Raw genomic sequence first — 20,368 nt, forward strand, 5'->3', positions numbered from 1 at the left:
GGACTTATCTTGCTGCCGCTGTAACGCACTTTCACTATTCCCTCCTTGAGGATTTCCTGTAATTCGGGCATAACTCCCTTATATTTATTTCTCGGGAAGGATGACCATGAAATTTCTCGGAAAACTGATCGCCTGGATCCTGATTGCCTTACTGGTGGTCATTATCGCGTTCTATTTCCTTGTTCAGACACGCTGGGGCGCTAAACAGGTCAGTGCCTGGATCAGCGCGAATAGCGACTATCAGCTGACGTTTGATGCAATCGACCACCGCTTTTCCTCACCCTCACATATTTTATTAAAGAATGTGACGTTCGGTCGCGACGGTAAACCCGCTACGCTGGACGCCAAAACGGTTGATATCGGGCTAAGCAGTCGCCAGTTCACCGATCCGCTACACGCGGACGCAATTATTTTGCAGGACGGCACGCTGAATCTCTCGCCTGCGACTGCGCCGCTGGCCATTCGCGCTGACCGTCTTCAGTTAATTAATATGGCCTTTAATAGCCCGGAAACCGGTTGGGATCTGAGCGCCCAGCGCGTTACCGGCGGTGTCAGCCCGTGGCTACCTCAGGCGGGTAACGTGCTGGGCAGCAAAGCCGATATTATGATGAGCGCCGGATCGCTGACGCTGAACGGCGTGCCGGCCAGCAACGTTCTGGTACAAGGCAGTATCGATCACAGTAATGTTAATTTGACGACGATTGGCGCAGACGTGGCGCGCGGTGCGCTGACCGGAACCGCACGACGTGATGCTCACGGCGGCTGGATTGTCGATAGCCTGCAAATCAACGATATTCGTCTGCAAAGCGATAAAACGTTGCAGGATTTCTTCGCGCCGCTGACCACCCTGCCTTCTCTGCAAATTAACCGTCTTGACGTAACCGACGCGCAGCTTCAGGGACCGGATTGGGCGCTTATCGATCTCGATCTCAGTCTGCGCGATTTGACGTTCAGTAAAGATGACTGGCAAAGCCGGGAGGGTAAGCTCTCCATGAACGCCAGTGAATTTATTTATGGCTCACTGCATTTGAACGATCCGATCCTCAATGCCGCATTCTCTGCGCAGGGCGTGGCGTTAAGTCAGTTTACCTCGCGCTGGGAAGGCGGCATGATCCGCACCTCCGGTAACTGGCTGCGCGACAGTAAAGCGCTGGTACTGGACGATTTTGCCTTAGCCGGTCTGGAATACACGCTGCCAGCCAACTGGAAGCAACTGTGGATGGCCGCGCTGCCTCCGTGGTTACAGAGCGTGACGGTAAATCGTCTTACCGCCAACCGTAATTTGATTATTGATATCGATCCGGCTTTTCCATGGCAGCTTACGTCGCTGGATGGTTACGGCAGCTATTTGCAGGTAGCGAAGAACCGCCAGTGGGGCCTGTGGGCCGGTGCCGCCGGGCTGAATGCCGCCGCCGGAACGTTTAATCGGGTCGACGTTCGCCGCCCCTCCATGAAACTTAACGCCAGCGCCTCGTCGATTACGGTGAGTGAACTCAGCGCCTTCACTGAAAAAGGGCTGCTGGAAGCTACCGCGACAGTGTCTCAGCTCCCAACACGTCAGCTTAACGTGAACGTTAACGGGCGTGGAATACCGCTGACTATCCTGCAACCGTGGGGATGGCCAGCACTGCCGATTTCCGGCGATGGCAATATACAGCTAAACGTCAGCGGCTCATTGCGCGCTGATGCGCCATTAAAACCATCGTTAAACGGACAACTGCGGGCAGTGAATGTTGCGAAGCAGCAGGTTACGCAGACCATGAACGATGGCGAAGTTAGCGGCGGAATTGAGACGCCGGTGCCGGTGGCCCCACCCTCTCCCTAAGGGAGAGGGTGAAAGCACGCCTGAGGCACGACGTTACTGCAATATACTCCCGTGTACAGATATTATCCCACCCACCGTACAGTCCCCTCTCCCTGAAGGAGAGGGTTAGGGTGAGGGAGTATTCCACAAACTACAGGTAAATCTTCAGCTCATTTCCAGCGGGGACAATATCCACACCCCACTCGCTTCGCGCCTGAACGCCGCCTTCCACACGGGCAATTTGTGCCACGTTACGCAAGCATAGTGTCCAGCCATTAGCCTGGCCCTCACCATTCACCGCGATCGCGCCATCCTTGCGCGTTGCGGTTAAGGTGAAGATCGTGGAACCGTCCTCTGCAGGCACTTCACATACCGCGGTATGTCCGTCATCGAGGTTAAAGAGCTGGAAAGCTGTACCGTTGTTCCAGGCATAGTCAGGCTTCTGGTCATTATTCCCCAGCGCCAGTAACGTGTTATCACGTACGTAGACCGGCAGACTTAAGACATCGTGATTCTGCTTGTGCCAGCGGCTGCCGGTAATTTCATCATTGTGCCACAGATGCGTCCAGCGACCTTCCGGCAGGTAGAACTGTACGTCGCCAGCGTCGCTAAACACGGGGGCGACCATGATGGCATCTCCGAGCATATACTGGCGGTCCAGATAGTCGCACGCAGGATCGTCCGGAAATTCCAGCATCATTGCACGCATCATCGGCGTGCCTTGCACATTGGCCGTGGCGGCCTGGCGGTACAAATACGGCATCATCCGGCATTTTAGCTGGGTAAAGTGACGTACTACGTCGCATGATTCATCGTCATAGGCCCAGGGTACACGATAAGATTTGCTGCCGTGCAGGCGGCTGTGGCTGGAGAGCAGCCCGAACGCGCACCAGCGTTTGTAGACGTGTGCCGGGGCCGTATTTTCAAAGCCGCCAATATCGTGGCTCCAGAAGCCAAACCCGGACAGCCCGATTGACAGGCCGCCGCGCAGGCTTTCTGCCATAGATTCGTAGTTTGCATAGCAGTCACCGCCCCAGTGAACCGGAAACTGCTGCGCACCTACCGATGCTGAACGCGCAAACAGCACGGCTTCTTTTTCGCCAACCGTTTCTTTCAGTACGTTCCATACCAGTTCGTTATAGATAAACGCATAGTGGTTATGCATTTTCTGCGGATCGGAGCCGTCATGCCAGACCACGTCAGTCGGAATGCGCTCGCCAAAGTCGGTTTTAAAACAATCAACGCCTATTGACGTCAGGCCTTTAAGTTTGTCTGCATACCACTGGCAGGCTTCTGGATTGGTAAAGTCATAAATTGCCAGCCCCGGCTGCCATTTATCCCATTGCCACAGCGAACCGTCCGGGCGTTTCAGCAAATAGCCTTTCTCTTTAAGCTCGTTAAAATGCGGTGATTTTTGGCCGATATACGGGTTAATCCATACGCAAACTTTCAGCCCTTTCTCTTTCAGGCGACGGATCATGCCTTCCGGGTCCGGGAAAGTGACCGGGTCCCATTCAAAATCGCACCACTGGAAGGCTTTCATCCAGAAGCAGTCGAAATGGAAGACATGCAGCGGCAGATTGCGTTCTGCCATCCCGTCAATAAAGCTGTTTACCGTTGCTTCATCATAGTTAGTGGTAAACGATGTGGTCAGCCACAGCCCAAATGACCATGCCGGTGGCAATGCCGGACGACCGGTAAACTGCGTATAGCGGTTCAGAACCTCTTTTGGCGTCGGGCCGTCAATGACGAAGTATTCCAGATACTCACCCTCAACGCTGAATTGCACTTTTGAGACTTTCTCGGAACCCACTTCAAATGAGACGCGCTGCGGATGATTAACCAGCACCCCATACCCACGATTGGTCAGGTAGAACGGAATATTTTTATAAGATTGTTCAGTGCTGGTACCGCCATCGCAGTTCCAGGTGTCTACCGTTTGACCATTTTTCACCAGCGCAGTAAAACGCTCGCCAAGACCATAAACGGTTTCTCCTACGCCCAGATCCAGACGCTCAAACATATAACGACGCGCGTCGTTATTGTCTTCTATGTAGCCGTTATTCTTCGCCTGGCTACCGGTAATGCGTACGCCATTACGGAGAAAATCCAGCGCCCAGTTTTCGCCTTTGGTGACGCGCACGCTCAGACTACCGCTTTTCAGCTCAGCAAATTCTGGCGTATTCTGCATATCCACCCGAACATCGTTGAGCACGTTGAGTGGGTAATGAGGGCCACTATCCAGCGCGCCCTGAAAGTGTTCAATGCGCACCCCAATGACACTCTCTTGCGGCGAGAAAAAGCGCAGGGTAAAAAGCGGGGTATCAAGTTGCCAGGCCCGTTCACGCACATCGCGCGGAGCGGCATGGATCACCATCTCATTACCCTGCTGTTCCACGTCAAAAACCTGGATCGGGTGGATAAGATTCAGACCCGGTTGAGTAAGCCAGTTTCCATCATTGATTTTCATTTGTGCTCCTTTGTTACCTGATACGTCGTGAGCCTGAAGCCACTACAACGTTTTTCCTGCATCTGATGACGGTTTTTTAAAGCATCGTGCCCATTACGGATATTGCGTTTTCTGGTTATCAGATTACGTTTCTTGTTTTCTGTGATCGCAGTAGACAAACAGAGGCAACGAGAGCAGTAACTCACGGATTTGTTGAGGATTTATGTAATATCAGAGAATTAATTGTGTAACAGAAGTGAAAAAAGTCACACAGGGGGTGTGGAAAGCTCAGGAAGTAGCTATAATGCGCCCGCCTCCATGTAGCAATCGAGGCGCGGAAGATCGTCGTCTCCGGTGAGGCGGCTGGACTTCAACTCCAGTTGGGACCGCCAGCGGCCCCGGGCAGGTTCGACTCCTGTGATCTTCCGCCAAAATTCCTTCCTGAGCAGTCCGTTTTTATTCGCAGTATCATCCACAATCTTCAGATTTTCGCTGTGAAAATGCCGCGGCAAAAAAAGCCGTTATCATCGGGTATAAAGAAGCGTGTTATAGAAAGTATCGTCAAGTGACCCGATAATGAACTGAGCCAAATAGAAATCCTGATTCATCAGCTTGATGATATCTCTCTGCTACCCGCATAATAATCCTCACCAGGAATTTCTGGCATACTAAGCGGATTACAGCGTTGTGAGTCAGATGCAAGCGGAGGCGGCATGACAGATAAATACTTAACCCAACTACCGGCAGGTGAATTCATTATGTTTGCCAGCGGTGACGGGAGAGTGCGTGTTGAATGTCGCTTTGAAAGTAATACACTGTGGCTTTCTCAGGCAACGATCTGCGAGCTGTATGGCAAAGCTAAAGCCACCATCAGCGGGCATATAAAGAACATCTTTGAAGATGGCGAACTTGAGGAAAATTCAGTTGTTCGGTTTTACCGAACAACTGCCAGCGATGGGAAAAACTATCAGGTTCAATATTTTAGTTTGCCTTTGATACTCGCTGTCGGCTATCGCGTTCGCTCCCCTCGCGGTACACAGTTCCGCCAGTGGGCAACCCAGACGCTTCAGGAATACCTGATCAAAGGTTTTGTGATGGACGATGAGCGGCTAAAAAATCCGCCCGTAGGTTCATCGACTGTACCCGACTATTTCGATGAAATGCTGGAGCGTATCCGCGATATTCGCGCCAGCGAGCGCCGGGTGTATTTGCGGGTGCGGGAGATCTTTGCGTTAGCCGCTGACTATCAACCGTCGCTAAAAGAAACCACGCAGTTTTTTCAAACCATCCAGAACAAACTGCATTTTGCTTGTACCGGGCATACCGCTGCTGAACTCATCCACAAACGTGCCGACGCCAGCCAGCCGCACATGGGCTTGACCAGTTATAAAGGTGAAGAGGTGCGTAAGGGGGACGTAACGGTGGCAAAAAATTATCTCACTCAGGATGAGGTCAGCGAACTCAATCGCGTGGTTAACATGTGGCTGGATTTTGCCGAGGATCAAGCCCGTCGCCGTCAGCAGGTCTTTTTACGCGACTGGCAGGATAAGCTGGATCAGTTCCTGCAATTTAACGACCGCGAGGTTCTGCAAGGCGCAGGTAAAGTCAGCAAGAAAATGGCCGATGAAAAAGCGCAGGCAGAATATAGTCAGTTTGCTGAACAACAACGGCGCTTAAAAGAAGCCGAAGGTGAGAAGGATATTGCTGGCTTGCTACAGTGGAAAACAGAGCCTAAAAAATAGCTCAGGATGCCTCCGAACTCCATAAGCAAAATCGTTTGGGCGCTTATGGGGGTGACTCATTTATTCAGTAAAAAATATAAATATTAAATCAATAAGTTAAATATCAATTTCAACTCCTGTGATCTCCGCCAAAATGCCGTCATCATCGGGTATAAAGAAGAATGTGATAGAACGCGATCCTGAAGAAAGTTCAGTTGTTCGGTTTATGCTAAAAATCAGGCCTTTGGCTCAATTCCCTTTTTTCTTAGTCCGTCTCTTGCCAGTTCCTTTAACCAGCTGGCAAGGCTCACGCCTTCCTGCGCAGCCACAGCATCAAGCTGTTCTTTTAATGCCGGATCAATACGCATTTTAAACTGGGGTGATTGACCACCGCCTTTTGGTTTTTTTTCACGCGCTATGATTGACATGAGGCCACCTATTTATTATTCTAAACTGATAGGAGGCCACCTAAAGCCTCCAGTATTAGCAACGCGCCTGCGTGCCTGAACGTAACCGGAGCGTTTAACCGCACCAACTATCAAGGAGTTGATTATGGCCAATCGGCATTCTACCTCAGACCTTCCCGCAACCAAACCCGAGCGCAGTTTTATTGTGGGCTATCGTCCAAAAAGTCTTGATACCAGTACGCCCAGTATCACCCTGTCTGGCAAATGGCTGCGTGACGCGGGTTTTGACACGGGCAATCATTATACGCTTAAGGTCATTCCTGGCTGCATTGTGCTGGTAGGTTTGACGGATAAAGAAGAAAAGCTCACCAAAGAACTGGCCGACACGAAATGCACACTGGCTGAAATGAAAGGAATGCTGGAACGTGTGTGACACGATGACAGACTACGCAATCCCGTACTAAAACCTGAAGAGTGAAACGGTTCTCATGGATGAAATGGCGTTAAAGCAGACCGAACGTGTTCATAAGGCACTACGAAACCTTGTCAGAGAGGTGCTTCCAGCTTACGAACCGGACGACGGCCCACTGACACAAGCACAACATGCCACAATCAGCAAAATAGCCAACCTCACAATCATTGAGGATGACATGGACCTACTGTTATTTACATAAACAGGTGTGGCAACGCTATGCCCCGCTTCACCGCTGTCAGGCATCCCACAACGGTGAAGCACATCATGTTATGCAAAACCTGACGCCCAACTACAGCTTCTCAATAAATCCATTCAGCACACGATTAAATCGTTCGGCGTCCTCGATAAACGGCGTATGGCCTGCATTGTCAAAAATCAGCGACTGAATACGCGGATTTATTGCTTTAGCGCGTGCCAGCGAGGCCTGAGGATTAACCAGCGCATCATGCTTGCCGTAAATGAACAGTAAGGGTACGCGGGCGGGCTTAAGGGATTTTTCAAGGGAAACGCGTATTGACGGCACGGCGCGCTGCATTGGCCAGGCGGCCAGCGCGGCGTTTGCCAGCAGGCGCTCAAAGGTAACGCGGTCCGGCTGCTGATAGAAACAGAGCCGCAGAAAGGCGCGTTCACCGTCAAGATGCGTTTTTAAATCGCCGGCGGTCATGTCCCGGTAAACGTCCGGATGCGCGGTGATCTGCTCCGGGGTCAGTTCCACGACGCCATCCACGTATACGGCACCGCTGATACGGGCATCGCCATACTCTTCCAGATAGCGGGTGATCACTACCCCGCCCAGCGACCAGCCCACCAGCAAAGGATGATCGGCATGTGTGCCTTCGATAATGGCCGCCAGATCATCGCCCCAGCGTTTGCCTTCACGATAGGCCGCCTCCTGCCCGGGTTTATCTGACAGCCCGTGACCGCGCAGATCGAAAGTAATCAGCCGGTAGTGTTGCAACTGCGCATCCTCTACCTGCTTTTCCCAGTTGAGATGGCTGCCCAGCAAGCCGTGAATGAAGATAACAGGTCTGCCATTTGGGTTGCCGCTTTCCTGAACGGCAAGCGTGACGCCATCAGGCGAAGTAACAGTGTAGTTTTTGACGCCAGCCAACAGGGTAGCGGAAAAAAGCAGTAAGCACAGTGGAAAAAGCGTGCGCCGGAAGATAAATAGCAACATAAAAAGCTCCTCAGTTGAGTGATCGGACGCTATGCTGAACCCTGACATTAATGTCAGAGTCAAGCAGCATTCACAGAGGCAGGTTATGCAGTTAACGATTGGTGAGCTGGCAATAAAAACGGGCGTCAGTATCCGCTCAATCAGGCATTACGACAGTCACGGACTTCTGACCTCTACCCGCGCCTGTAACGGATACCGCTATTTTCCGCAGGCGGCTGTCGCTCAGGTAAGGCAGATCCAGAGGCTAATCGGTACCGGATTCAGCATCGCTGAGATCCGCAGTTTCCCGGACTGTATGCGGTTTATCGAAGGTGCCGCGTTTTGTCCCGAAACGCAGGCTATCCAGCACAAGCGGCTGGCGGAAATTGAACGGCAGATCGGTGAACTGGAGCGTCGGCGAATGCGGCTAATGAAGACGCTAAGGCAGGGCGAAAATGAGTGATTCGGGACGGAAGCCTTGATGCAGCGGGAGCAGGCGCTCCCGCCGTTTTACGCATCAGAAATTATAGGTCAGCCCGACGGTGTAGCGACGGCCATCCAGCACCGTGTCATACGTTTCATAATCAATCTGCTTATCCAGCACGTTATATACGCCGGCCGAAACCAGCAGGTTTTTGTTAGCGTTGTAGCGCAGACCGAGATCGACTTGCGTATAGGATGGCGTGCCCTGCGACATTGACGTACGGCTCAGGTATTCCGAGGTTTTACCGCGCAGGTTCAGACGACTCCAGAAGCCCAGATCCTGGCTGGCCTGCCAGTCGAGTGTAGTGTTAAACATATGCTTCGGCATTTTGTTCAGCGGCTTACCAGAGAACTGCCCGCTTTTCTGCTCGGAATCGGTCCAGGTATAGTTTGCCGTCAGGTTAAGATCGGACACGATTTCCCAGCCGAAGCTCGACTCCACGCCGCGCATCGTCGCTTTATCGACGTTAACGCGGTCGCTGACGAAATCATAACGGTGATTGCCAATAGTACAGGCCGGATCGGCGCTGCTGTTACAGCGGCGAACTTCGGTGATTTTGTTTTTAAAATCGGTATTAAAGAGGGTAATGCCTGCATTCAGGTTGTCATCGTTATCCCATAATAAGGCGATCTCTTCACTCAGGCTTTTTTCCGGTTTCAGATCCGGGTTACCGACGATGATACCGTCAAGGCGTCCGCCGCCGGTGACCTGCCCCCAGCTTGCGGAAGACTGGCGCAGATCCGGCGCGCGATAGCCTGCTGAAATCCCGCCTTTCAGGGTCCACTGGTCCGCCAGATGCCAGACGCCGTAGCCCCGTGGGGTCCAGTTGGTACCGTAGTTTTCGTCTTTATCCATCCGCAGGCCGCCGGTCAGGGTAAAGCTCTCCGTCATTGCCCACTCGTCTTCAGTAAACAGCGCCCAGCTCCAGCGGGTCAGCTTGTTCAGTCCGTCTGCGGCTTCAAGCTGATTACCATTATCGTTGAGTTTTTCATAGCGATACTGACCGCCCAGCGTCAACGTGTGGTCGCCGAGGAACACCTGATTCTGGTTATTAAAAATGGTGTTATAGGACTTCATTTCCCGGCCAGGATTGGTCGATTTTTCCTGCTGGAGATAGCTGGTGGTGTTGATATCGTCGTAATAACCGTTATGGGTTAATGCGTAAGTCGTATGCTCGTAACGGCTTTTGCTCGGGCTATTGGGGGTACAGGTATTACCCCGGCAGCTTTCAGACGCCATAGACATTCCCGGCGTGCTGTTGCGATCCTGTAATTCACGCGCCACGTCGAGGTCAACGTCATTTTTCTCATCCGGCGTGAAATTCAGCGTCACGCCCCCGTTACGTAGTTTCTGCTCGTTATAGCCATTTACAATCCGGTCTTCAGCCCGGCGAGAGAGTAGCCCGGTGACTTTTGCGCCCAGCAGTCCGTCAATAAGCGGTCCGGAGGCATAGGCGTTAGTCTGGAAGAGATCGCCCGATTTATTATCTTCCTGGAAGGTTGCATCACCGTGCAGAGAACCGGTCCACCCCAGATTATTCGACACTTTTTTAGTAATAACGTTAATAACCCCGCCCATAGCGTCGGAGCCATATAACGAAGACATGGGGCCGCGAATAATTTCAATACGCTCGATAGATTCCAGCGGTGGCAGCCAGCCTTGTTCAATACCAGCATTATCGCTATTCGGACGCGTTCCCCGGGTGCTAATACGCTTACCGTCGACAAGGAATAAAGTGTACTGGGAAGACATCCCGCGAATACTAATATCGCTGCTGCTACCCCCGCCTGTTACCACCACACCAGGCACGTCTTTTAAGGCATCGGTCACGTCACGATAGGCTTTATCTTCTATTTGCGCTTTAGAAATAACAGAAATAGACGCTGGTGCATTCTGGATTTTTTGTTCAAAGCCGGTAGCGGTGACCACAAGCGTATCCTGCTCAGCCGCAGTTACGCTGGCCGGGAGCGTCGCAAGAGAGATCGCCGCAGCAAGTAATTTAACGCGAGATATTGTCATTTTCATTCCTTAGAATAAAAAGCACGGCTAAACGCGTGCTTAAAAAGTACACATTTTTATAAAACGTTTTATGAGGAGCGAAACGCCGCGATTGTAGGAAACGAAGATGAGAATGTAAACATTAATGATAATTGTTAGCATTTGTAACGTGATGCAGATCACACTTATCTCACCCACTTAATTAGGCATTACTTTTATAGGGTTTATTATTTAGCAGCAGTGCATTGCCTTTTTTTTATTTAAGCAACGGTAATCTTTTGATCCGTGTTTTATCAGAGGTATTAGGCCATACATTTTATTTCTTTTAAAAACAGGTTCAGTTTTGCCTCAAATCCAGTGCTTTCCCAAATTTAAAGTAAACTCATAATAATTCACTCGTTATCGACTTCTGTGAGGCCCGTCTTGCGCATCGCAACGATTACCAACTTTGCTTATATCGCCACGGTGGTACTGACCATCGCCTCCGGGGTGGCGCTGTTTATGGCTTCTGATGCAGACAGAGTGGAGCGGGCGGCGGTAAAGCAAAGCCGGGATTTTGATGCGGCAACGGAGCAATTACAGAAAGAAGCCTTTGCCCAAACTTCACATGCGCGACTGGCCGTTATTCATAATGAGCCGGAAAATATTCAGGCATGGCGAGCAGGTGTCGATCAGGATCTGAAACTGGAACGTCATTTAGCGGCGATGAATGATGTGGGCGCCTCCGCAGAAGAGTTAATACTGTTACGTGACGGTATCGCATTATTAAAAACGCTGGAAGATGAACAGCAGGACGCGATTACCGCACTTGAGCAAGGGCGGAAACAGGATGCGATACAGCTGCTGTTTAGTGCCGATTATGAACGTCAACTGTCGCAGGTTGAGTATCGATTTGCACATTTTGAGAGTCTGATTAACCAGCGCGCTGAAGCAACGATTACCGAGGCAACTCATCTTTCCCAACGTCTGCGTACGTTATCTGAAATCATGGTCGGGCTGACCGCGCTGCTGTTTTTATTCGTGCTGGGATTTATTATTAAGCACCGTATTCTGCGCCCGGTGGTGACGCTGAGCGATATCGTCAATCGTCTGGCAACCCAGGATTATGCTGTTGAAGCACCAATTTATGCTCAGGTTGACGAGATCGGTGATATGGCTCAGGCGATACGTATCTTCCGGGAAAATGGAATGGTCAGGCAGCAGCTGGAGCAGGAACGTGATGCTGACTGGGTAACGCGTAATCTCCTGGCGCGAATGACGCAACGGCTTCAGGGCTGCGAGTCACATCGTAGCATCATCAATGTGATCAGCCTGTTTGCGCCGAAAATCGTGCCGGAAATGGGGGGCAGGCTCTATATCCTCGATCCGCAAAATAATACGATGAAATGCATGGCAAGCTGGCTACAGCCTGCGGGCGACGCGACGCCGTTCGCGCCAGAGTGCTGCTGGGCGCTCAAGCGCGGGCAACTGCACAGTCCTTCCAGAGACAATGTGGATATGCCCTGCGAACATTACCCGTTGCAGGTCGCCACGAAAGCGATTTGCGTCCCGCTGATCGCGCAAAATAAGCCGATTGGCCTGCTGACATTTGATAATCACATCTCTGAAAAAGAGCCACCGTATATCTATCTTGAACTGATGGCAGAGACGCTTTCGCTGGCGCTGGCGAACCAGAAACTGCGCGATACGCTCACTGAAAAAGCCATGTTCGACCCGCTTACCGGTCTGCGCAATCGGCATAACCAGGAGGAGATCCTGCGCGAACTGATTGAGCGGGCGGAAACTAAAAAAAGCTGCGTCAGCTGTCTGATGATCGACATTGATTATTTCAAAAAACTTAATGATACCTGGGGCCACGGTGCTGGCGACAAAGTGCTCAGGGAGACAGGGCGGGTGATCAGTGAACTGCTGGATGAAAGCGGCGTCGCTTTCCGCTACGGTGGCGAGGAGTTTTTAATTCTGTTACCGGACCTTGATGAGACGCAGGCAAAACACATTGCCGAGCAGATCCTGTATAAAGTTTCACAGCATAAGATGGTGTATGAGCTGCACGATGTAGGTCCGATTTCTGTCTCTATCGGTCTGGCAACGTGGCCAACCCATGCCCGGGAAAGCAATCTGGTACGGGCAGCTGACTTAGCTCTTTATCTGGCAAAAGAGCGCGGCAGAAATCAGATTGTCGTTGCCAAAAAAGCCTCTTAAGGCGTAAAGATCGGCCAGTTGATATCGCTCACGCCGTTTAACCGCGGGCGGGCAAACAGAAACCCCTGAAAGCGCTGGATGCCTGCGGATTCCAGCCAGCACCACTCTTCCAGTTGCTCAATACCTTCGGCAACAATAATAATTTCCATATCCGAGCAGCATTTTACAATTGAGTTCACAATCGCCTGTTTCGGGCCGCTCAGATGAATATTGCTGACAATTTCCCGGTCGATTTTGATTTTGTCAGGCTGAAATTTGGTTAGTAATGACAGCCCGGCGTAGCCCGATCCGAAATCATCAATCGCCAGACCAATACCGGCCGCACGCAGTTTCTTTAACGCGATATTAAATTCCCGAAAACCTGAGATAACCTCATTTTCGGTCACTTCAACGATAATCTGCTCGGGACTGAGGCCATATTCGGCGATTTTCTCCAGCAAAAACTCGACTGCCCCAGGAATATAAACCAGCGACATCGGCAGTAAATTGATAGCGATTTTATGATGACCGATACCGATTTTTTGTGCCAGGGCAAAAACATACGCTTTGGTTTGCAGATCCACTTCATAAATTTTATCGTCAGGAATGGCCGAGAAAAAGTGTTCCGGACTGCCGCCGCTATTGGTGCGTACCAGCGCTTCCAGTGAGCTTATTGTCCGGCCCAGCGGCTCGACGATAGGCTGTAGCGCGAACTGGCACATTTGTCCCGGCCACGGTACCGGTGAAGGCGGATGAAACGAGGGTGTTTTTGGCTCCAGCGCCCAGTGAGTGGCGTTAAACCGCGTGCTGGTTTGTGCCTGACGAGTGGTATGGGCAAAGGTGGCAATAAATTTGAATACCCGATCGTCGGTGGCCAGATAGCTTTCCAGTTTTCCGTAGCGTAATACCGACGCTAAAATAGCTTCTGGCGTTTCACGTTGCAGATCGAAAAGCACCATTCCTACATTGGCAAAGCGTCTTCTCGGCGCATAATCGCGCATTAACTCCACAACATTCAGATGCCTGCTATCGAGGCTAATCCTGGTAAACAGGGTGTTAAGGATCTCTTCGGGGCCTTCCAGCACCTGAAGGAAATGTATCCCGTCAAAGAGCAACATGCCTGTCACGTCACGAGCCGCGTTATTCCTTTTCGCCTTTTCAACCAGCGCAGCAAGCGGAAACGCCTCACAGGAGAGATTTAACTGACTTCGGTAAATAAGCGTTGTAAGCACCGTGAAGCATCCCTGAATAAAAGGTTTATAACTCTTTTAACACACGTCCGAAAATGTCACACCCAGAATAGACGCTTAATGCAGATTTATATGCAATAACGCGCATGATTACTATTTTTTACAGACGCATTGCCTCAACAAACAGTGAAAACGCCGTAGTATGCTGTCTGCGACTGGGGTAATAGAGGTAATACCCCGGGAACGGTTCGCACCACTCATCCAGAACCTGAACCAGGTCGCCTGTCGCAATGGCTTCCTGCACCGTATCCTCAGGAATATAGACCAGCCCCATTCCGGCGCGCGCCGCCTCAATGCGATGACGCAGCGCATCAATAGTCAGTTGTCCTTCTACTCTCACTTTTAGCACCTTATCGTCGCGGGAAAACTCCCACGGCAATAATCCGCCTGCTGTTGGTAGCCGCATATTGACGCAGCGGTGGTGCTGGAGATCGCCAGGTACGGCTGGCGTGCCGTGCTGCCTGAGATAATCAGGCGATCCTACCACCACCATTCGCATTGGCGGGCTAACCGGAATGGCAACCATGTCTTTCGCCACCGCTTCGCCCAACCGGATACCGGCATCGAAACGCTGAGTGACAATATCCATCAGCGCATTGTCTACCGTCACCTCCACGTTAATATCCGGCCAGCGCACCATAAAGTTCCGCAGCTTTGACCACAGAACGTAGTCCACGGCGTGCTCTCCTGCGGTGATGCGGATGTTGCCCGCCGGAATATCACGCATATCTTTCAGGCTGCTGAGTTCGTTCTCGATATCCTGAAAGTGTGGACCAATACGCTCAATCAGCCGCTCTCCGGCTTCCGTCGGCGAGACGCTGCGCGTCGTGCGGGTCAACAGACGGATCCCCATTCGCTCTTCAAGGGCGCGCATCGAATGGCTCAGTGCCGACTGCGACAGCCCAAGCTTCGCCGCCGCGCGGGTAAAACTCTTTTCCTGGGCCACCATCAGGAAGGCGATCAGGTCATTTACGTTTTCTTTTAGCATGCGCGTTCAGGAGGCAGTAATGCGGTGCGGTCAGTATAACGCGCGCAGTGATGAATTAAACTCACAGATCCGTTATCGGGTGATTGTAGGCCCGGCAAGCTCGCGCCGCCGGGCATGTGAAGTAGAACGTCAGGTAAGAATACAGAAGGTGTTAACCTTCTGGCCGGGATTCATTCCGGGAAGAGGAGAGACGCAGGATCAGCATTCCTGCCAGCGCCGCCACGATCGACCCGGTCAGTACGCCAATTTTTACCTCGTCGACCAGCAGCGGCGAGCGGGCAAACGCCAGGTTGCCAATAAACAAACTCATGGTAAACCCGATCCCACACAATACCGACACGCCATATATCTGCGACCAGGAACTGCCGTGTGGCCGGGGAGCGAGACCGGTTTTGATGGCCAGCAGCGCCATACCAAAAACGCCAATCTGCTTACCGATAAACAGTCCCAGTGCGACGCCGACGGGCACCGGTGAGAGCACATCGTTCATCGTTAACCCGCTCAGCGAGACACCCGCGTTGGCAAAACCAAACAGCGGCAGGATCAGGAAGGTCACCCACGGTGAAAGCGCATGCTCAAGTTTATCCAGCGGCGCTTCCTGCTGTTCGTCCTTGCCGTTAAGCGGAATAAACAGCGCCAGCAGGATACCGGCGATGGTGGCATGAACGCCGGACTGTAGCATAAAGAACCACAGTACCGCACCCGCCAGCAGATACGGCGTCAGGCGTTTAACGCCCGTGCGATTCATGATCAGCAGCAGCACCACGACTGCTGCCGCTGCTGCCAGCATCATGGCCGAAAGCCCGCCGGTGTAAAACAGCGCGATGATGATCACCGCGCCCATATCATCCAGGATTGCCAGCGCGGACAGGAAAATCTTCAGTGAGATAGGTACCCGGCTGCCCAGCAAGGCCAGTACGCCCAGTGCGAATGCAATATCGGTTGCCGAGGGGATCGCCCATCCGGCGAGGGTTTCACTGTTGCTGATGTTAAAGCCGAGGTAAATGAGCGCCGGAACCGCCATGCCGCCGAGCGCAGCAAGCCCCGGCAATGCGCGTTGTCCCCACGTGGCAAGCTGCCCGATAAGCAATTCACGTTTGATCTCAAGGCCGACCATGAGGAAGAAAATGGCCATCAGCGCATCGTTGATCCACAGTTCTGTGCTCAATCCGGCGAAAGTGTAGTGAAGCAGTCCGCGGTATGTGTCTGCCAACGGTGAGTTAGCGACAACGATAGCTGCCGCCGATGCGATGATGAGGATAATCCCGCCGGCCGAAGCCGACTTAAAAAGCGCAACCAGCGCTCTGGCCTGGCGTCGGGCGGTGCGGGTAATTACATCTGGCACAGAGCCTCCTTGTCGTGGATAGTGCAGTGAGTTCATTACGGGGATGAAATCTACCACACTCGGCCCATCAGGTGCCGAATAAGGGGGTAAAAACCCGTAAATTACCCGCAGAATACCCTGACCAGATACCCTGTTATTACCAGCCCGGCACCGCGCCACCGTTAAAGATTTTCTCGGCGGCTTTTGCGACCTCCGGCGACTGATACGCCCGCACGAAATTACGTACGTTTTCCGCGTCTTTATTGTCTTCACGGGCGACAATAATATTCACGTAGGGTGAGTTTTTATCCTCGATAAATACGCTATCGTGAACCGGTGAAAGCCCCGTTTGCTGAAGATAGGTAGTGCTGATAATGGCGACATCGACTTTAGGATCGTCAAGCACGCGCGGTAGCTGTGCGCCTTCCAGCTCCATAATGTTCAGGCTCTGCGGATTTGCCGTAATATCCAGCGCCGTGGGCAACAGGCCAGTATTCGGTTTAAGGGTAATGAGCTTCTCATTCTGCAACAATAATAACGCCCGCCCCAGATTGGTCGGATCGTTAGGAATAGCAATGGTCGCGCCTTTTTTTAGTTCAGCGACGTTTTTAATCTTTTTCGAATATCCGGCCATCGGGAATACAAAGGTATTTCCGACCGCCACCAGCTTATAGTTATGCGCTTTATTATCTTCGGCAAGGAAGGGGCGATGCTGGAAGACGTTGGCATCCAGTTCACCATTCGCCGTAGGATCGTTAGGCAGCAGCGAGCCGCTAAAGCCCACCAGCTCCACATCGAGGCCATATTTTTCTTTCGCCACTTTTTTAGCGACGTCGGCCACATCCTGCTCTGCCCCGTTAATGACACCCACTTTAATATGCTTGCTGTCGTTTTTATTACCGTCGCAGCCCGCCAGCATTAGTCCTGCCAGCAATAAAGCGGCCACGGCGGGCAATGGAGGTATCGCTATTTTCATTACTTTTATCCTTTTTAAAAATCGCCACGTTCTGGCTACCGACTATAACCAGGTAAACGCAACGGCTTAAAAAACGAAAAGGTATTAAATAGTTGAAAAGGCGATAACGAGGCCTAAATCGCCCCGTCTTCGCAACGCAGACTCTGAACCATAACAGGCCGCAGCCTCGCACAACTGCTAGATTTTTTTCGCCAGATAGTGCCTTTGCATTCCGTTATGCGGAAAATCCTCCAGGGTCATTTGCAGCTGAAATCCTTTTTTCTGATAAAACGGCAGTGCCTGGAAACTGGCGGTGTCTACCAGCATATGCAGGCAGCCCATTTTTTGCGCCTGCCGTTCTGCTGCCATTATCAATGCGGTGCCAAGCCCGGAACCGCGAGCCGATTCACCGACCCATAAAAATTTAATACACAGCCAGTCCCCTTTTTGCTCGGCAATTAATCCACCGGTCATCTTTCCACTTTCATCACGAGCATAAACGCCCAGGTCGCTCCAGCCTTCGGGGTTAATAAACTGACGATTAAATGCCCGCAGTCCGGTGAGCAGTTCTTCCTGATCGTCAGCGGTAACGGTCTGTGTCACGGTTAATTGCATAAATCCCTCATCAATTCAGGTACGTTTTTGTCGCAAAGGCTTATGTTATGATGCGCGGCGTTAAAACATAAACAGGTTAGGGGAAAAAATGGGGTCGACGAAAAAAGGGATCGTATATGTTCTGCTCGCCGCCGTGCTGTGGGGCAGTTCTGGCGTCTGCGCGCAGTTTATTATGCAGGAAAGTCAGATATCTGCGCAATTCCTGACCATGATCCGCCTGCTGTTTTCCGGCATTATCCTGCTCACTCTGTCGCTTCTCCACGGCGATAAGATTTTTGCCATTATGAAAACGCCGAAGGACGCCATTAGCCTGCTGCTGTTTACGCTGGTCGGCGCGCTAACCGTGCAGCTGACTTTCCTGGTCACCATCGAGAAATCCAATGCCGCGACGGCGACAGTTCTGCAATTTTTATCCCCGTCGATTATTGTGGCATGGTTTGCCGCCGTGCGGAAAAAGCGTCCGGGCGCGCTGGTGTTTCTGGCGATTTTCACCTCGCTGGCGGGGACGTTTCTGCTGGTGACGCACGGTAACCCGACATCGCTGTCGATCTCTCCGGCGGCGTTGATCTGGGGCATTGTCTCGGCTTTTTCTGCCGCGTTTTACACAACCTACCCTTCAACCCTGATCGCGCGTTTCGGCACGTTACCGGTCGTCGGCTGGAGTATGCTGCTGGGCGGCGCCATGCTGCTGCCGTTCTATGCCAATAATGAAACCCATTTTATGGTCAACGGCGGCGTGCTGCTGGCGTTTTTCTATCTGGTGGTTATTGGTACGGCGCTGACATTCAGTATGTATCTGAAGGGTGCGCAGATGATTGGCGGCCCCAGAGCCAGTATTCTGAGCTGTGCGGAACCGCTCAGTAGCGCACTGTTGTCGCTGCTGTTACTGGGTATTACCTTTACGTTGCCGGACTGGCTCGGCACCCTGTTGATCCTCTCCTCGGTCGTGCTGATTTCGCTAGACTCCCGCCGTCGGATTTCGGCGAAAAATACGGTCTAACGTCGGCGAACGTCGGGGATAATTAGATCGCCACGCAAAACGCAGGAGTTCAGTACGTTTTGCGTTTTCTCATTTAGCCAGCCCACGATCCGTGCGGCCATCGCATCCATTGAATACTCAATAGCCGGGATAGTCGGAATACCGGGAAGCTGTAATGAGCCGGCCAGACTGAAGACCATAATATCGTCCGGTACGGACTTATTGAACGCCTGAAGCTGGGGGATCACCCGCTGTGCCTCCTGTTCATCCGCTACCAGTAGCGCATTGAAATTGAGGGTGGTGGCATTGTTCAGTAGTTCCTGAAGGGCTACTGACGACGAGGTGCTGTCCATAAATACCAGATTGCGATTAAACGGCAGAAAGTTTTTTTCCAGCGCGTGCTTATAGCCCAGCAGGACCTGTTCAGTAAACCCGCTACCGTGCGGCTGGATCAGGGCAATCTGTCTACGTCCCTGGCTAATCAGATAATTGCAGGCGGTTTCCGTGGCAAACGCATGGTCAAACTGAATACTGTTAACATCGCCCGAGACCGTGCAATCGACCAGAATGACGTTATCCTGCTGGATATTCAGCGGGAAACGGGCGCCAATAATTAAGATGTCGTCGCACAACCCGCAGCTCAGTTCTTCAAGCGCGCTCATCACCTCGCTTTTGGTATTAGCGAAACGCAACAGTAGGTGTTTTTGATGCTGGCTGAGCTGTTTTTCCAGGGCATAAAGGTAACCCGTAGTCTGATTAATATTATCCTGGGCGCAAATAACACCGATGCAGCCGGTTGACTGGCTGAACAACGATTGCGCAATAACGTTTGGACGATAGTTGAGTTCATCAACCGCTTTCAGCACGGCCTGGCGACTGGCTTCTTTTACGCCGCGCGTGCCGCTCAACACCCGTGAAACTGTGGCTTTCGACACCCCAGCTAAACGCGATACATCGTTGATTGTAGACATCTTTATCCTCTTTTCGCCCTTCAGTCAGTCCGTTACGCTCTGGATTTAATATTGGCTTAAATATTCATCACTTGCAGTATATCCGTTTCCTTTTTTCATGGAAACCGATTTTCCATTCGTCGCCATAATTGCAAAATATCGTCTTAATACGTGACCCAAAGCGCATAAATTAATCCAGATATAACGGGATATTGATAGCGGTCACACTTCTGTTTGATATAAATGGAAACCGGTTTCCATATGTTATCCAATCATTGCAGCAATAAGTTTTAACATTTAAGGAGCGTTGCCGATGTACAAGATTATGCTGTGTTGCTCTGCCGGAATGTCCACCAGCCTGCTGGTCAGAAAAATGGAAGAAGTCGCTGCCCGGCGTGCGCTGCCGGTGAAAATTGATGCTTACGGCGTTTCTGAATTTGATATGCAGTTTCCGCAGTATCAGGTCGTATTGCTCGGTCCACAGGTTAAATACATGTTAAAAAGTCTTTCTGAAAAGGCCGCCACCCACGGTATTCCCGTCCAACCCATTGATATGATGGATTACGGTATGCAGCGCGGTGACAACGTTCTTGATTACGCTCTGTCGCTCATTGATGCGGCAAATTAAAAAG

Annotated in this window: 17 protein-coding genes and 1 tRNA gene; 8 read left to right on the plus strand and 10 right to left on the minus strand. The window is 51.7% G+C overall.

The genetic code is table 11. The features are described from left to right. Positions 1–106: 106 nt before the first annotated feature. Positions 107–1,825, plus strand: a complete 1,719-nt coding sequence (locus AC791_RS04930; protein ID WP_049839363.1) for an AsmA family protein — start codon at positions 107–109, stop codon at positions 1,823–1,825. Between the two features lie 130 nt (positions 1,826–1,955). Here AC791_RS04930 and yicI read toward each other — a convergent pair whose 3' ends face one another. Then, positions 1,956–4,274, minus strand: coding sequence for an alpha-xylosidase (gene yicI, locus AC791_RS04935; RefSeq protein WP_049839364.1), 2,319 nt, complete (start codon positions 4,272–4,274; stop codon positions 1,956–1,958). Between the two features lie 315 nt (positions 4,275–4,589). Between yicI and AC791_RS20325 the strand changes: the two genes are divergently transcribed. Together AC791_RS20325 and AC791_RS04940 are read left to right on the plus strand one after the other, a co-directional pair. Then, positions 4,590–4,684, plus strand: a tRNA-Sec gene (locus AC791_RS20325). A 282-nt stretch (positions 4,685–4,966) separates the two neighbouring features. After that, positions 4,967–5,995, plus strand: coding sequence for a virulence RhuM family protein (locus AC791_RS04940; protein WP_049839365.1), 1,029 nt, complete (start codon positions 4,967–4,969; stop codon positions 5,993–5,995). A gap of 215 nt (positions 5,996–6,210) precedes the next feature. Here AC791_RS04940 and AC791_RS04945 read toward each other — a convergent pair whose 3' ends face one another. Continuing rightward, on the minus strand, positions 6,211–6,402 hold the full coding sequence (locus tag AC791_RS04945; protein WP_049839366.1) for a toxin-antitoxin system HicB family antitoxin: 192 nt from the start codon (positions 6,400–6,402) through the stop codon (positions 6,211–6,213). Positions 6,403–6,526: 124 nt separating this feature from the next. Between AC791_RS04945 and AC791_RS04950 the strand changes: the two genes are divergently transcribed. Continuing rightward, a complete protein-coding gene (locus tag AC791_RS04950; protein WP_049839367.1) occupies positions 6,527–6,814 on the plus strand; it encodes a SymE family type I addiction module toxin in 288 nt (95 codons plus the stop codon). Between the two features lie 331 nt (positions 6,815–7,145). Here the strand turns inward: AC791_RS04950 and AC791_RS04960 are convergent, their stop codons facing one another. Beyond that, entirely contained in the window at positions 7,146–8,033 is an 888-nt protein-coding gene (locus tag AC791_RS04960; RefSeq protein WP_049839369.1) for an alpha/beta fold hydrolase, read from the minus strand. Positions 8,034–8,118: 85 nt separating this feature from the next. On the opposite strand from AC791_RS04960, the gene AC791_RS04965 reads away from it, so the two are divergent. Beyond that, complete coding sequence (locus tag AC791_RS04965) at positions 8,119–8,475, plus strand: MerR family transcriptional regulator (RefSeq protein ID WP_049839370.1); 357 nt, start codon at positions 8,119–8,121, stop codon at positions 8,473–8,475. A gap of 54 nt (positions 8,476–8,529) precedes the next feature. On the opposite strand, the gene AC791_RS04970 is transcribed toward AC791_RS04965, so the two are convergent. Continuing rightward, positions 8,530–10,515, minus strand: coding sequence for a ligand-gated channel protein (locus tag AC791_RS04970; protein WP_049839371.1), 1,986 nt, complete (start codon positions 10,513–10,515; stop codon positions 8,530–8,532). 402 nt (positions 10,516–10,917) lie between these two features. On the opposite strand from AC791_RS04970, the gene AC791_RS04975 reads away from it, so the two are divergent. Further along, a complete protein-coding gene (locus tag AC791_RS04975) occupies positions 10,918–12,696 on the plus strand; it encodes a diguanylate cyclase (protein WP_049839372.1) in 1,779 nt (592 codons plus the stop codon). Here the strand turns inward: AC791_RS04975 and AC791_RS04980 are convergent. The 5 genes from AC791_RS04980 to AC791_RS05000 all read right to left on the minus strand — a co-directional run bounded on the left by AC791_RS04980 (position 12,693) and on the right by AC791_RS05000 (position 17,807). Beyond that, the gene (locus AC791_RS04980; RefSeq protein ID WP_049839373.1) at positions 12,693–13,907 is read right to left on the minus strand and encodes a diguanylate phosphodiesterase; all 1,215 of its coding nucleotides are present in this window, start codon (positions 13,905–13,907) and stop codon (positions 12,693–12,695) included. The genes AC791_RS04975 and AC791_RS04980 overlap by 4 nt on opposite strands. Positions 13,908–14,025: 118 nt before the next feature. Then, positions 14,026–14,913, minus strand: a complete 888-nt coding sequence (locus AC791_RS04985; protein ID WP_049839374.1) for a LysR family transcriptional regulator — start codon at positions 14,911–14,913, stop codon at positions 14,026–14,028. A gap of 151 nt (positions 14,914–15,064) precedes the next feature. After that, positions 15,065–16,246, minus strand: coding sequence for a Na+/H+ antiporter NhaA (gene nhaA / locus AC791_RS04990; protein ID WP_228136885.1), 1,182 nt, complete (start codon positions 16,244–16,246; stop codon positions 15,065–15,067). Positions 16,247–16,394: 148 nt separating this feature from the next. Continuing rightward, positions 16,395–17,213 carry a lipoprotein NlpA gene (nlpA, locus tag AC791_RS04995; RefSeq protein WP_049839376.1) on the minus strand — a complete coding sequence of 273 codons (819 nt, stop codon included), beginning with the start codon at positions 17,211–17,213 and terminating at the stop codon, positions 16,395–16,397. 177 nt (positions 17,214–17,390) lie between these two features. Continuing rightward, entirely contained in the window at positions 17,391–17,807 is a 417-nt protein-coding gene (locus tag AC791_RS05000) for a GNAT family N-acetyltransferase (protein ID WP_049839377.1), read from the minus strand. A gap of 88 nt (positions 17,808–17,895) precedes the next feature. On the opposite strand from AC791_RS05000, the gene AC791_RS05005 reads away from it, so the two are divergent. Then, positions 17,896–18,807 (plus strand): EamA family transporter, encoded by a 912-nt coding sequence (locus AC791_RS05005; protein ID WP_049839378.1) that lies wholly within the window; start codon positions 17,896–17,898, stop codon positions 18,805–18,807. On the opposite strand, the gene AC791_RS05010 is transcribed toward AC791_RS05005, so the two are convergent. Continuing rightward, positions 18,804–19,757 carry a LacI family DNA-binding transcriptional regulator gene (locus AC791_RS05010; RefSeq protein WP_049839379.1) on the minus strand — a complete coding sequence of 318 codons (954 nt, stop codon included), beginning with the start codon at positions 19,755–19,757 and terminating at the stop codon, positions 18,804–18,806. The genes AC791_RS05005 and AC791_RS05010 overlap by 4 nt on opposite strands. 292 nt (positions 19,758–20,049) lie before the next feature. On the opposite strand from AC791_RS05010, the gene AC791_RS05015 reads away from it, so the two are divergent. Beyond that, positions 20,050–20,364: a PTS sugar transporter subunit IIB gene (locus tag AC791_RS05015; protein WP_049839380.1), complete on the plus strand. Its 315-nt coding sequence runs from the start codon at positions 20,050–20,052 to the stop codon at positions 20,362–20,364. Positions 20,365–20,368 lie beyond the last annotated feature (4 nt).

This window comes from Klebsiella sp. RIT-PI-d (assembly GCF_001187865.1).
Lineage (GTDB): Bacteria > Pseudomonadota > Gammaproteobacteria > Enterobacterales > Enterobacteriaceae > Superficieibacter.

Coding starts and splice junctions, on each gene's coding strand:
- AC791_RS04930 (WP_049839363.1), top strand. CDS start 107: ATGAAATTTCTCGGAAAACTGATCGCCTGGATCCTGATTGCCTTACTG.
- yicI (WP_049839364.1), bottom strand. CDS start 4,274: ATGAAAATCAATGATGGAAACTGGCTTACTCAACCGGGTCTGAATCTT.
- AC791_RS04940 (WP_049839365.1), top strand. CDS start 4,967: ATGACAGATAAATACTTAACCCAACTACCGGCAGGTGAATTCATTATG.
- AC791_RS04945 (WP_049839366.1), bottom strand. CDS start 6,402: ATGTCAATCATAGCGCGTGAAAAAAAACCAAAAGGCGGTGGTCAATCA.
- AC791_RS04950 (WP_049839367.1), top strand. CDS start 6,527: ATGGCCAATCGGCATTCTACCTCAGACCTTCCCGCAACCAAACCCGAG.
- AC791_RS04960 (WP_049839369.1), bottom strand. CDS start 8,033: ATGTTGCTATTTATCTTCCGGCGCACGCTTTTTCCACTGTGCTTACTG.
- AC791_RS04965 (WP_049839370.1), top strand. CDS start 8,119: ATGCAGTTAACGATTGGTGAGCTGGCAATAAAAACGGGCGTCAGTATC.
- AC791_RS04970 (WP_049839371.1), bottom strand. CDS start 10,515: ATGACAATATCTCGCGTTAAATTACTTGCTGCGGCGATCTCTCTTGCG.
- AC791_RS04985 (WP_049839374.1), bottom strand. CDS start 14,913: ATGCTAAAAGAAAACGTAAATGACCTGATCGCCTTCCTGATGGTGGCC.
- nlpA (WP_049839376.1), bottom strand. CDS start 17,213: ATGAAAATAGCGATACCTCCATTGCCCGCCGTGGCCGCTTTATTGCTG.
- AC791_RS05000 (WP_049839377.1), bottom strand. CDS start 17,807: ATGCAATTAACCGTGACACAGACCGTTACCGCTGACGATCAGGAAGAA.
- AC791_RS05005 (WP_049839378.1), top strand. CDS start 17,896: ATGGGGTCGACGAAAAAAGGGATCGTATATGTTCTGCTCGCCGCCGTG.
- AC791_RS05010 (WP_049839379.1), bottom strand. CDS start 19,757: ATGTCTACAATCAACGATGTATCGCGTTTAGCTGGGGTGTCGAAAGCC.
- AC791_RS05015 (WP_049839380.1), top strand. CDS start 20,050: ATGTACAAGATTATGCTGTGTTGCTCTGCCGGAATGTCCACCAGCCTG.